This is a genomic window from Kineosporia sp. NBRC 101677 (assembly GCF_030269265.1).
Taxonomy (GTDB): domain Bacteria; phylum Actinomycetota; class Actinomycetes; order Actinomycetales; family Kineosporiaceae; genus Kineosporia; species Kineosporia rhizophila.
Genome location: NZ_BSTA01000002.1, coordinates 816,925 through 829,945, shown reverse-complemented (window position 1 = coordinate 829,945; position 13,021 = coordinate 816,925). Strand labels below are relative to the sequence as shown.

Below are 13,021 nucleotides of genomic sequence, written 5' to 3'. Positions count from 1 at the left end.
CACAACGGGCCGGCGGCCCGGCCTGAACGGAATTCGTTTCAGGTCACCGGGGTGCCGGTTCGGTCCAGATCTTCAATGACGGACCTCCGTCACGGCCGCGCCCGCGGCTCCCGCAGGTGCCGCGGGTGCTGCCGGCGACAGTCGCGTCAGCTCGGCTGCCAGGATCAGGCCACCCTCGGTGGTGAGCACCGACTCGGGGTGGAACTGGAACCCGGCGACGTTGCGGCCCCTGAGGGCATGGACGAACCGCTGCTCCTCGTCCAGCGCGAGCATCACCCCGGCCGGCTCCGGCGGGGCGGTGACCGCGAAGCTGTTGTAGAAGCCGACCTGGTGCGCGCGGCCGAACAGGTCGATCCCCCGCTGCCGGCCCTGGTCCGGCACCGGCAGCCGGGAAACCGCGAGTCCCAGGCTCAGGGAAAGGATCTGGTGGCCCAGGCAGATCCCGACCGTGGGCAGCCCGACGGCCAGCCGGGCCTGGGCGAGCGAGCGCAGCGCGCGGATCCGCCGGTCCATGATGTCCCGGGGATCGCCCGGGCCGGGGCCCAGCACGACCGGATCGGAAGTACCGCTCAGTTCGTCACCCACCGGGCCGGACAGCTCTTCCCAGGAGTGCCGGCGAACCGTGAACCCCAGCGACCGCAGCAGGTGCCCGAGCATGGCAGTGAAGTCGTCCTCGGCGTCGACCACGGCCACCCGGCCACCCACCGGCTGCGACTCGACGAGACCGAAAGGCTGCATCCAGTAACGCGCCAGCGTACGGTTGCGCCCTTCCAGCAACTCCCCCAGCCGCCCTCTCCGGTGACCCTGGCCGCCTTCGGGGCCCACGGACGTCTTCAAGTTGTTGCTCTGGTTCTTCTCGATCCCGTGCAGGGCCGCCATGATTCCGGCTGCCTTGGCCCGGGTCTCGGCCAGTTCGGACTCGGGCCGCGAGCCGCGCACGAGCGTTGCGCCCGCCGGAACCCGCACCTTGCCGTCGGGGGCGATCTCGGCCGTACGGATCAGGATCGGGGCATCGATCCGGGGCCTACCCTGGTCGTCCGCGTCGATCAACGCCAGAATGCCCGCATAGTAGCGCCTTCCACGCTTCTCGTGCCGGGCGATCACGCGACACGCGTTGCGGATGGGACTTCCGGTGACCGTGGGCGCGAACATGGTGGCCGTCAGGATGTCCCGGACATCCGCCTGGGTGCGGCCGTCCAGCACGTACTCGGTATGCGTGAGGTGGGCCATCGGTTTGAGGAAGGGACCCCTGACCCGGCCGCCGTTCTCGGTGACCATGGCCATCATCTTGAGCTCCTCGTCCACCACCATGGCCAGCTCGTCGCGTTCCTTCTCGTCGGCCAGGAAGGCCTCGAGCGCGCGCTCACGAGCCGCCTCGTCGGCGAAACCGCCCGCCGGGTGACGTAACGTGCCGGAGATCGGGTTCATCGTCACCACACCGGCTTCCAGGCTCACGTGCCGCTCCGGAGTGGCCCCGACCAGAGTGGTCGACGGGGTGTGCAGCAGGAACGTCCAGTAGGCGTTGCGCTCGCTGCGCAGAAGCCGATTGAGGACGCCCAGGGCGGCTCGGGCGCGAGGCTCCCGTTCGGTGTCGATGCGGCCTTCGAGGCATCGGTGGATGACGAAGTTGGATCCCTCGCCGGCCGCGATCTCCTGCTCCAGGACGTCCCGGACGATCCGCTCGTAGGTGACGTCGTCCACGTCGTACCCGTTCTCCACGAAGGTTTCCGGGCCGGAGGGCAGCAGGTTCAGGAGTTCGGCCAGGTCGACGGTGATCCGTTCGGACACCTTCAGGGCCAGGATGGGCGTGCCGTCGTCGACCACCTCGAAGCCGCGCTCGGCGATCTGCCGGAACCCGATGGCGGCGAGCACCGGCCGGTCGGCCCCGTCGGGCTGTGGGAGGTCACGCATCTCGGTGACTTCCGTCGCCTCACCGATGAGCACTTCGGCCCTGGGCGGGTTTTCGCCGTCCAGGCTCGGGCGGTGCAGCACCGCGAAGGCCGGGGCGGCCTCCAGCCGGGCCCGCAGATCGTTCGCCGGGGACTCGTGGGTGAGCTGTTGTTGCTGGTGAAGAGGCATCGGACGCCCTGTTCGGTCGGGCGGCGCCCGCCGGTTCGGTCCCGGCACAAATGCCGACGGCCGCCTCGACGAGGCGGCCGCGATGAGAAACGAATGAGAATCGTTCAGCGCGAGAGTGGGCCGCCGGTCAGGCGGGCCACCAGAAGGTGCGGCTGATTCTCATACGTACACCGTATCGCACCCCGTTCGACAGGTGCCCGTTTCATCGACACCGATAGTCTCCCTTTCATGCGCTTATCAGTGATGGGGTGCGGTTACCTCGGCGCCGTGCACGCGGCGTGCATGGCCGACTTCGGCCACGAGGTCATCGGTGTCGACGTCGACGAACGCAAGATCGCCGACCTCACCCAGGCCAAGGCCCCGTTCTTCGAGCCGGGGCTGCCCGAGCTGTTGCGGCGGGCGATGGACTCCGGCCGGCTCTCCTTCACCACCGACGTGAACGTGCTGGCCCACGACACCGGGCAGCCCACGGTGCACTTCATCTGCGTGGGCACCCCGCAGCGGGCCGGTGAGTTCGCGGCCGACACCACGTACGTCGACTCGGCGGTCCGGGCCCTGCTGCCCCACCTGCGGCCCGGCGACCTGGTGGTGGGCAAGTCCACCGTGCCGGTCGGCACCGCGGCCCGGCTGGCCGCGATGATCAGTGCGGCGGTGCCCGGCGCGATGCTGGCCTGGAACCCGGAGTTCCTGCGCGAGGGCCACGCGGTGCAGGACACGCAGCGCCCCGACCGGATCGTCTACGGCCTGCCGCCCGAGCCGGAAGAGGCGGCGAAGGCCCGCGCCCTGCTCGACGAGGTGTACGCCAACCCGATCGCCACCGGCACGATCCCGGTGCTGGCCTCCGACTACGCCACCGCCGAGCTGGTCAAGGCGGCCGCCAACGCGTTCCTGGCCACCAAGATCTCGTTCATCAACGCGATGGCCGAGGTCTGCGAGGCGGCCGGGGCCGACGTGTCCGCGCTGGCCGCGGCGATCGGCCACGACGAGCGGATCGGGCCGAAGTTCCTCGGCGCCGGTCTCGGCTTCGGCGGCGGCTGCCTGCCCAAGGACATCCGGGCATTCATGGCCCGCGCCGGTGAGCTGGGGGCCGACCAGGCCCTGACCTTCCTGCGCGAGGTGGACGCGATCAACATGCGCCGCCGCACCCGCATGGTCGACCTGGCCCGCGAGGTGCTGCAGGGTTCGTTCCTGGGCCGCAAGGTCGCCGTGCTGGGCGCCGCGTTCAAGCCCGAGAGCGACGACATCCGCGACTCGCCGGCCCTGAACGTGGCCGCGCAGATCCGGCTGCAGGGCGCGGAGGTCGTGGTCACCGACCCGGCCGCGCTCGAGAACGCCCGCCGCGCCTGGCCCGACCTGCACTACGAGGACAAGGTGGAGGTGGCCTGCGACGGGGCCGACGTGGTGCTGCTGCTGACCGAGTGGAAGCAGTACAAGGCGATCGACCCGGCCCAGCTGGCCGGCATCGTGCGGGCCCACAACGTGCTCGACGGCCGCAACGCGCTCGACCCGCAGCGCTGGCGGGAGGCGGGCTGGACGTACCGTGCGCTGGGCCGCCCGCGGGTGTAGGTCACAGTCGTTCTCGCAGAAGGGGTGGGCGCGTCTCGGCGTGCCCACCCCTTCTGGGTTTGTCTGGCATTGTTTGGGGCAATTCGTACCTTTGCCCTCAGGAGGCACCCGTGGTTGCGCGTCGAATCCGGTATTCAGCTCTCGCGGGCGCTGCCGTGCTGGCCGCGGGAACCGGTGCCGCCTTCCTCACCCCGGGTAATGCCACCGCTGCCCCGGCTGCCCCGGCTGAGGTCGGGCCCGCCACGGTCTACGTGGCGCACTCGGACACCGACGGCCTGGACTCCCAGGTCATCTACGAGTCGGTGGAGGGGCAGCGCAACGTGGTCACGGTGACGCTGGAGAACGCCGACGACAAGACCCGGTTCCGCTACACGATCTTCGACGACGTGGAGATCAAGCCCGGCTATGGCTGCTCGCACCCCGACGCAGCCTCCCTCACCCACGTGGTCTGCACGATCGACAACTTCGAGGCGACCGAGACCGGGCCTTACCCCTCGCTGGTGATGAATCTGGGTGACCAGAACGACGTGGTGCGGTTCGCGAATCTGGCGGGCGCGGACATCTACAACGGGTTCTCGCTGGGTGCCGGCAACGACACGTTCATGACGAACCAGACGAACACCTTCGACGGTAGCTCGGTCTGGGGCGAGTGGGGCAACGACTCGATCACCACCCGCGCGGGCTCCATGGTCGATGCGGGCGAGGGCAACGACACGGTGCATGCGCTGGGCCGCAAGGCCTTCGCTACCGGGGGCAAGGGGCACGACACGCTCTACGGAGGCGCCGGGTCACAGGAGCTGGTCGGCTGGACCGGGAACGACGTGATCCGGGGTGGGGCCGGGGCCGACGTCATCCAGGGCGACAAGGGCAACGACACGCTCTACGGCGGGGCCGGGGCCGACGTTGTGCGGGGCAACAGCGGCAACGACCGGCTGTTCGGTGGCCCGGGCAAGGACAAGCTGATCGGCGGTCCGGGTCGGGACGTGATCCGGCAGAGCTGAATACCGGCCGGTGGCTGGGCGTTCTGGCCGGTAGCGGGGAACCGGGTTCGGCGGGCCCTGTGGGGATCAGACGGTGGGCAGCTCTGCAGCCGGGCCGGGCCAGGGCCGGCCAGCCTCCGCGCCCGTCGGACGTGAGCAGCTCTACAGCAAAGCCGGGCCGAGCCAGGCGCGGCCGGCCCCCACGTCCGTCAGACAGTGAGCAGCTCCTCGAGCGCGGCCTCGTCGAGGATGTCGACGGGTCGCACCGTGCGGCCCACCGAGGCGTAGAAGAAGGCGGCGCTCACCTGCTCCACCGGGATGCCCTGCAGTCGGGACCAGGCCAGCCGGTAGACCGCGAGCTGCACCGACAGGGCGGGCATCTGCTCGCGGGTCGGCGGCCGCCCCGTCTTCCAGTCGACCACGTCCCACATTCCGTCTGGCCGACGGAACACCGCGTCTATCCGGCCGCGCAGGGCCACCCCGGCCACCGGCGTCTCGATCGAGACCTCGACCGCCTCGGCCGTGCGCTCGGCCCACTCCGAGGCCAGGAAGTTCTGCTGCAGCGTCTCCAGCCGAAGGTCTTCGTAGTCGTCGCCGACGCCCGGCAGGTCGTCGATGTCGACCAGCGCAGCGGCCCCGAAGCGCCGCTCCAGCCAGGCGTGGAAGGCACTGCCGCGCCGGGCCTGAGGACTGGGCTGGGCCGGCATCGGACGCCGGAGCCGCTCAGCCAGGCCCTGCCGGTCTGCAGCCAGGGCCACGGCGCGGGACGCGGACAGGTGCGCGGGCAGCCGCACGGTGAGCTCACCGCTGGCGGCCGCGTCGCGCTCGGCCAGCAGCACGTCCACCTCACGGGCCCAGGCCGCCTCTTCGGTGGTCTGGGGAGCGAGCAGGCCGAAGGCATGGCTGTCGTCGGCCGGGTTCAGCGGCGTCCCCGCCCCTTCGTAGGCGTTCTCACGCGCCGACCGGTCTGCCGGAACACCCGGAACACCCGGAACCCCCGCGCCCGGCGCGGTTCGCTCACCGCCGAGATCGTCCGGCGGAGGCTCGAACTCGCCGTCCGGCGCCCACTCGTCCAACGGCATCCAGTCGTCGTCCGGCGCCCAGCCCACCTCGGTGACCCCGAACTCGGTGACCTGGACCTCGGACATACCCATCTCCGAGGCGTCCACCTCGACGGCCGAACCATCCTCCAGCGCAGCCTGTTCGGCTTGGGCAGTAATGCCTTCCCGTTCACCGCCCTGGGCACTCGTCTCAGGGATCTCCTGCCCAGGCCCGGCCGTAGCGCCGGAGAGACCCCGGTCGGCACCCTGCGAACCGGCCCCCGGACCACCCGAACCAACTGGGCCGTCCGCACCCAGCCCACCCAGGCCGTCCGCACCCAGACCGTAAGAGCCGTCCGCATCAAGCCCACCCGGGCCGTCCGCACCGGTCAGATCATCCGGGCCGTCCGCACCCAGACCGCCCCGACCGTCCCCACCACCGAGACGATCGGGGCCCTCCGCACCACCCGGACCACGGCCGTCTTCCGCAATGAACTGCCGGGTGCCGTAGAGCCGGCGCCGCTCACCACTCAGAGCCTCGATCGCCAGCCGCACGAGCTCGGCGCCGTCTTCCACGACCTCCCGCCGCTCTCCCAGCGGATCCGGCCACACCGCCATTCGTCCTTCTACCGCGCGCGGGTTCTCGGCCCCCTCGTCCGGCTGATCCGTCCACAGCCCCACCGCGATCCGCTCACGTGTGGTGGCCGCCTCGCCTGCCCCCGGCAGCAGCCCGCCCTCGGCGCGACGCAACAGTTCTCGCACCTCAACCAGGAACCGTGACGGCTCGCGCGGGGTTGATCCGTCGCCCCAGATCGCCCCGGTCAGCAGCAGCGAGTCTTTCGCCCGGGTGGCCGCCACGTAGGCCAGCCGGCGCTCCTCGGCAACCTCGTGCTCACCGCAGTAGTCCATGAACCGTTTGAGCTCGACGTCCAGCTCGTCCTGGGTGGTGGCCGCCCGGAAGTCCCACTGCGGCAGACCACCCGCGTCTCCGCGCAGGGGGAAGGGCACCGCACCGATGTCTCCGAGCCAACCCTTGGAACGCTTCGGCGCCCGGCCCGCGTGACCGGCCGGGAAGGTGCCCTCGACCAGCCCGCAGACCGCGACCACGTCCCACTCCAGCCCCTTGGAGCCGTGCACGGTGAGCAGCTGGATCGCGTCCTCGTGCTGCTCGACCACCCCGGTGTCGAGCCCGCGCTCGCGGTCCTCGGCAGCGGTGAGCCAGCCCAGGAAGGTGCCCAGGGTGGGCCGGTCGCCGCTGTCGGCGAACTGGGCCGCGACATCGGCGAACGCATCGAGATGGGCCCGGGCCGCGGCCGGGGAACGGTTGGGCTGGGCCGCCACCTCGACGTCGAGCAGCAACGCCCGCTCGGCCTCGAGCACCAGGTCGGGCAGGGGGAGTGCGAGCCGGCTGCGCAGGCCGCGCAGCACCGCGGCCAGCCGTTCCAGCCGCCGCCTGCCCTCCGCCGAGATGCCCTGCCCCTGGGTGCCTTCCCAGTCGGGCTCGGGCAGGGCGTCGATCGCGTCCACCACCGACACCTCGTCGACCGCGTCGACCTGGATGGTGGCCGACTTCAGGCCCGAGTCGGCCGGCGGCCGCACCCGGCCCTCCTCGCCCGCGCCACGCCAGGTCGCGGCCAGCTCCCGGGCCCAGGCCCCGAGGCCGTCCAGGTCGCGGGGCCCGATCCGCCAGGCCGGCCCGGTGAGCAGCCGCATCAGCGCGTCGCCGCGGGTCGGGTCGTGCACCACCTCGAGGGCGGCGCGTAGGTCGGCGATCTCAGGCACGTGCAGCAGGCCGCCCAGGCCGATCACCTCGACCGGCAGCCCGCGCCCACGCAGCGCCGCCTCGATCAGCGGGAACTGCGCTCGGGCCCGGCAGAGCACGGCCACCGAGGGCCGGTCGTTACCGGATTCAGTGTCGTGCCAGGCGAATTCGGCGATGTCGGCGATCGCCCGAGCCTCGTCCTCCAGGGTGGCGTGCCATTCCAGGCGCACCCGGCCGGGCCCGGCGTCGGGCCGCGCGGCCAGGGGCTGCACGTCGACGCTCAGATCCGGGTCGCTCCAGATCGGGGTGTGCCGCAGCGGCGCCGCCAGCTCGTTCGCCACCTGCAGGATGGCCAGGTCGTTGCGCCAACTGGTGGACAGGTGACGGGTGGCCGCCCGGCCCCCGTCGGCGGCCGGGAAGTCGAGCCCGAAGCGCTGCAGGTTGCCGGCCGAGGCACCTCGCCAGGCGTAGATCGACTGGTGCGGGTCGCCGACCGCGATCACCGGGTGCCCGCCGCCGAAAAGCTCCTGCAGCAGCACCACCTGGGCGTGACTGGTGTCCTGGTACTCGTCGAGCAGGACCACCCGGAAACGCTGGCGTTCCACCTCGCCGACCTCGGGCACGGTGCGGGCCAGCTGGGCGGCCAGTGCCACCTGGTCGCCGAAGTCGAGCACCTCCAGCTCGCGCTTGCGCCGCTGGTAGGCGGCGACCAGGGGGACCAGCGCCCGCCGCGCCTGCATCCGCTGCACGACCTGCTTGACGTCGGTCTTGGGTTTGCCGGGCACCGCGTCGCCGACGTTCTTGGGCAGCTCCTGCACCCGCTCGATGGCGGCTTCGGCGAGCGCGTCGATGCCCTCGGGATCGAGCAGGTGCTCGGCGATCTCGCCGGCCAGCCCGAGCACCGCGTCGACCACCGTGGCCCGGGCCGAGTCGACCCCGGTCATGTCGCCGTCCCAGCGCTCGACCAGCTCGTCGACGAGCTGCCAGCTACCGGCCTCGCCGAGCAGCCGCGCCCCGGGCTCGATGCCCAGGCGCAGCGAGTGGTCGCCGAGCACGGCGGCGGCGTAGGAGTGATAGGTGGAGACGGTGACGGGCAGCGCCTGAGGCGTGAGGCCCTTGCGGTGCAGTGCGCGCAGCCGGGCCCGGATGCGCTCGGCCAGCTCGCCCGCGGCCTTGCGGGTGAACGTCAGGCCGAGCACCTCGTCGGGCTGGACCAGCCCGTTGGCCACCAGCCAGACCACCCGCGCGGCCATCGTCTCGGTCTTGCCCGAGCCCGCGCCGGCCACCACCAGCAGGGGTTCCAGCGGCGCCTCGATCACCGCGACCTGCTCGGGCGTGGGCTCGGGGCGCCCCAGGGCCTGGGCGATCGCTGAGGCCGAGATGGTGCGCCGCGGAGCCGGTCTGGGAGTAGGTGCCTTGCCGCGCACCGGGCCGGCAGCGGGCTCGACCGTCGGGACATCGAGGTCGAAGCCGAGCTGCCCTTCCATCGGTGATCTCGAAACCGATTTGGGGACGGATGCGGGCACCGAACGCCCAACCTCACCCGAGCCGCCACTCACCTCGTCGAGATCCAGCTGCCCCTCCGCCGGCGCCTCCGAGCCCGGCTCCTTCGAACCCGGCTTGCGGACGGATGCGGGCACCGAACGCCCAACCTCACCCGAGCCGCTGCTCACCTCTTCGAGACCGGGCAGTTCCGGCGGTTCCTGGCTCACTGGCCCACCTGCCGGCCCTCGTTCTGCAGCGGGCAGGTGCGCTTCACGTCGCACACCTGGCACATGGTGTTGGACTTGGCCGGGAACTCGCCCGCTGCCATCCCCTCGGCCGTGTCCTGCACCAGATCGCGGGCCCAGGCCGGCTCGGCGTCCTTGGCCAGGGGCAGCTGCGACTGCACCGAGACGCTCTTGTTCTTCGTGCCCAGCTGCACCAGCATCGCGCCGCCGGAAGCCTTCCCGGCCTGCGGCCCGACCTCAGGACCGGCCTCACCGGGAGCAGGAGCCATCGGATCGCCCAGCAGATCACCCACCGGATCACCCGCGGGACTGCCCGGCAGCAGACCAGCCTTGGCCACCGCCCGGGCGAAGCCGCCCTCCTCGATGGTGACCTGGTAGACGCCCAGCTGCGCGTGCCGGGCCAGCTCGGCCCGGCTCGGCGCGGACTTGCCCGTCTTCAGGTCGACCACCACCAGCCGGCCCTGCTCGTCGCGCTCCAGCCGGTCGACCTTGCCGGAGATCCGCGCCCGGCCGACATCCACCTGCACGGACTGCTCGGTGGCGACCAGGGTGCGCCCCGCCTGCCGGGCGGCGGCGGCGTACTCGGCCAGCTTGGCCACCATGCCCTCGGCCCGGGCCCGCTCGGTCTCGGCCACCCAGCCGCTGCCCAGCCCCAGCCGGCTCCAGCGTTCGGCCAGCAGCGTGCGCAGCCGGATCAGGTTGCCGTCGGGCACCTCCTCGGCCAGCTCGTGCACCAGCTCGCCGAGCCCCTGCGCGGTGGACGACGGCCGACGCCCCCCGGAGGCCCCGAGCAGCCAGCGCAGCGAGCACCGGTCGAACGACTCGACCTGCGACGGCGAGACCCGGACCAGCGCGTGCGGCGAGCGCAGCGGCCCCCTCACGGAAACCGGTGCCAGCCCGTACCATTCGCCGGGATCGGCGCCGGGGACCCCGGCCAGCGCGAGCCGGGCCAACTGCCGGGCCGCCCCTTCCCGCCGCGACGAGCCCGCCCGCGGATCCACCACCACCGCCCGCAGCTGGGCCACCAGGGCGGACAGCGTCATCATCCGCGGCACCTCGGCCAGCGGCCGGACCTCCTGCTCGCCGGTGACCCCTTCCGGGTCGACCAGATCGAGGAAGGTGGAGGGCATCACCTCGTCGGACCGGACCGCGGTGACCAGCAGATGGCTGCGCGGGCGGCTCACCGCGACGTGGAACAGCCGCAGCTCGTCGTCCTGAATGGCCTTGCGCTGGGCCACGAATCCCTCGTCGCCCCGGCCGTCCACCGCATCGGCCAGGCGCTGACCGCCGAGCAGCGAGTCGCGCAGGCGCAGGTCGGGCCACAGCCCCTCCTGCACCCCGGCCACCGCCACCACGTCCCACTCCAGCCCGGCCGCGCCGGTGGCGGTGACCAGGGCCACCGCCTCGTCGGTGGGGGCGCGCTCGGCCAGGGTGTCGGCCGGCACGTCCTGAGCCTCGAGGAAGTCGAGGAAGGCCTGGGCGTCGGCGCCGGGGAACCGGTCGGTGAAGCGGGCCGCGGCCTCGAAAAGGGCCATCACGGCGTCGAGATCGCGGTCGGCCCGGGTGCCCGCGACGCCACCGGCCAGCGCCGTGCGCCGCCACGACAACGCCAGCTCGGTGCCGGCCCAGATCTCCCAGAGCACCGTCTCGGGGCTGGCGTCCGGCCGGGCGGCAGCCTCACGACCGGCCGCCAGCACGGCCGCCACCCGGCGCGCGGGCGCGGAGATGCGCGGCTCGAGCCCGGCCAGGTGCACCGGCTCGGCCAGGGCCTGCACCAGCAGCGCATCGCTGGCCCGGCCCCCGCCCGCGGCGATCTCCTCGGAACGCAGGGCCTGCCGCAGACGCCGCACGGCGATCGCATCGGCCCCGCCGATCGGGCTGGTGAGCAGATCGCCCGCCACGTCGGCGGTGAGCTCGGCCGGGCGCAGGGCGCAGCGCAGGGCCAGACGCAGCGGTACGACGGCGATCTCGTCGCGCACCGGCACCTCGGCGGTGGGGATGGCGACCGGCACCCCGGCCGAGCCCAGCGCCCGGCGCAGCGCCGAGGTGGCCTTGGTGGAGCGGACCACCACGGCCATCCGCGACCAGGGCAGCTTCTGCTCCAGGTGCAGCCGGCGCAGGTACTGCGCGATGTAGGCGCCCTCGCGGGCGGGTGAGGCGAACACCTGCACGTCGATCGAGGCCGAGGCGGGCCCGGCGGCGGCGACCGAACGGTGCGCGGCCTTGCCCGCCGCCCCGATGCGCTCGGCCACCCGCCCGGCCACCGCCCGCAGCCCGGCCCCGTGCCGGTGCACGGTGGCCAGGGTGATGACGTGGGCCGGCGAGCCGTCGGCGTGGGTGAACTTGTGCACCGCGTCGGCCAGGCCACGGGGGCGGGCACCACGGAAGGTCTGGGTGGCCGAGTCCGGGTCTCCGGCCAGGACGATGTCGCGCCCGCCCCCGGCGACCAGGCGCAGCAGGTGTTCGGCGGCCACCGTGAGCTCGTGCGCGTCGTCGACCACGATCAGCCGGCGCTGGGCCCGCTCGGCGTCGAGCAGCTCCTCGTCGGCCAGCAGCAGCTCGGCTGCCGCGTCGACGATGCCCGCCGGGTCGAAGGCGCCGGGCGTGGACAGGGCCGTGACATCGAGGTACTCGGCCATCACGTCGGCCGCGGCCAGCCAGTCGGGCCGGCCCTGGCGGGCGCCCAGCCGGCGCAGGTCTTCCGGGGTGAGGCCGCGCTCGACCGCGCGCATCAGCAGATCGCGCAGCTCGTTGCGGAAGCCCCGCAGCTGCCGGATCTCCTGGCTGGTGGCCTCGGGCCAGACCGGCGCCCGGCCCTGCCCCTGGGCGTGCCCGGCCAGCAGGTCGGCCAGCATCCGGTCCTGCTCGGGACCGGAGATCAGCCGGGGGGCGGGAGCCCCGTCGAACGAGAGGGCCCGGTGCAGCAGACCGAAGGCGTAGGAGTGCGGGGTGCGGCAGATCGGCTCCTGCAGCGTGCCCCCGATACGGGCCGACAGCCGCTCACGCAGCCGGGCCGCGGCCAGCCGGGTGGGGGCGACGGCCAGCACCGAACCAGGCCCCAGCCCGTCCCGCGAGACCCGGGCCGCGACCGTCTCGATCAGCATCGCCGTCTTGCCCGTGCCCGGGGCCCCGAAGACCACCACCGGCCCACTGCCCTGCCGCCGGCCGATCAGCTCGGCCTGGGCCGGGTCGGGCACCAGCAGCTCGGCCGGCCCCGAGCCCGGGCCGACCAGCCGGACTGCGGGCCCGGAAAGGCGGCGTTCTCGGGTCGCGGTGCTCACGGCCAACCATGAGACCACAGCCCACCGACAACATCCGCTTCGTCCGAACTGCGGCCCTGTCCGAGGCCCTGTCCGGGGCCCTATTCAGGTGACCACCGCGCCGTCTTCAGATCGACCCGCTCCCCGTCGGCCCGCAACGGCGTGCCCTCGTCCCGGTAGTGCTTCAACGCCCGCTGTTCATGGCCTGTCGGCGGAGCACCCCCGGCCCGCAACACCCGCCACCAGGGCACCAGACTCCCCCACTGCGACATCACCTTTCCCACCTGCCGGGGACCACCCCGCCCGACCAGCGCGGCCACGTCGCCGTAGGTCAGGACCCGGCCCGGCGGAATGGCGTGCACCACATCCAGGACGTCGGCCACGAACGTCTCGGCCGACGAGGCCTCCGTCTCCTCCGCCCCCTGGGCACCACCAGTCACCGCGTCCTGCGAAGACGTCACCTCAACGACCTTCCTGGGGGACGGAGCGGACATCACAACCGCCCGGGATCCTCTGTGCGACAGCATCATCCGTTCGACCGATGCCCGATGAGTAGGACGCCGGAAGGCCCTAAGCTTCCCTGACCCGGGCCCCATCCGCACAC

The 13,021-nt window shown here is 72.7% G+C and carries 6 protein-coding genes; 2 read left to right on the top strand and 4 right to left on the bottom strand.

What is annotated here, in order from left to right; genetic code table 11:
- Window positions 1-72: 72 nt before the first annotated feature.
- Window positions 73-2,079 carry an anthranilate synthase family protein gene (locus tag QSK18_RS09145; RefSeq protein WP_285617764.1) on the bottom strand — a complete coding sequence of 669 codons (2,007 nt, stop codon included), beginning with the start codon at window positions 2,077-2,079 and terminating at the stop codon, window positions 73-75.
- 228 nt (window positions 2,080-2,307) lie between these two features.
- Between QSK18_RS09145 and QSK18_RS09140 the strand changes: the two genes are divergently transcribed.
- On the top strand, window positions 2,308-3,645 hold the full coding sequence (locus tag QSK18_RS09140) for a UDP-glucose dehydrogenase family protein (RefSeq protein ID WP_232809212.1): 1,338 nt from the start codon (window positions 2,308-2,310) through the stop codon (window positions 3,643-3,645).
- A gap of 110 nt (window positions 3,646-3,755) precedes the next feature.
- On the top strand, window positions 3,756-4,646 hold the full coding sequence (locus tag QSK18_RS09135) for a calcium-binding protein (RefSeq protein ID WP_285617761.1): 891 nt from the start codon (window positions 3,756-3,758) through the stop codon (window positions 4,644-4,646).
- A 188-nt stretch (window positions 4,647-4,834) separates the two neighbouring features.
- On the opposite strand, the gene QSK18_RS09130 is transcribed toward QSK18_RS09135, so the two are convergent.
- The 3 genes from QSK18_RS09130 to QSK18_RS09120 all read right to left on the bottom strand — a co-directional run bounded on the left by QSK18_RS09130 (window position 4,835) and on the right by QSK18_RS09120 (window position 12,878).
- Complete coding sequence (locus QSK18_RS09130; RefSeq protein ID WP_285617759.1) at window positions 4,835-9,139, bottom strand: UvrD-helicase domain-containing protein; 4,305 nt, start codon at window positions 9,137-9,139, stop codon at window positions 4,835-4,837.
- Window positions 9,136-12,438, bottom strand: coding sequence for an ATP-dependent helicase (locus QSK18_RS09125; protein WP_285617757.1), 3,303 nt, complete (start codon window positions 12,436-12,438; stop codon window positions 9,136-9,138). The genes QSK18_RS09130 and QSK18_RS09125 overlap by 4 nt, the downstream gene beginning before the upstream one ends.
- Window positions 12,439-12,518: 80 nt before the next feature.
- On the bottom strand, window positions 12,519-12,878 hold the full coding sequence (locus QSK18_RS09120; RefSeq protein WP_232809216.1) for an MGMT family protein: 360 nt from the start codon (window positions 12,876-12,878) through the stop codon (window positions 12,519-12,521).
- Window positions 12,879-13,021: the final 143 nt, after the last annotated feature.

Bases quoted from the DNA above. Each gene is read 5' to 3' on its own strand.
- QSK18_RS09145 (WP_285617764.1), bottom strand. From the start codon at position 2,079: ATGCCTCTTCACCAGCAACAACAGCTCACCCACGAGTCCCCGGCGAAC.
- QSK18_RS09140 (WP_232809212.1), top strand. From the start codon at position 2,308: ATGCGCTTATCAGTGATGGGGTGCGGTTACCTCGGCGCCGTGCACGCG.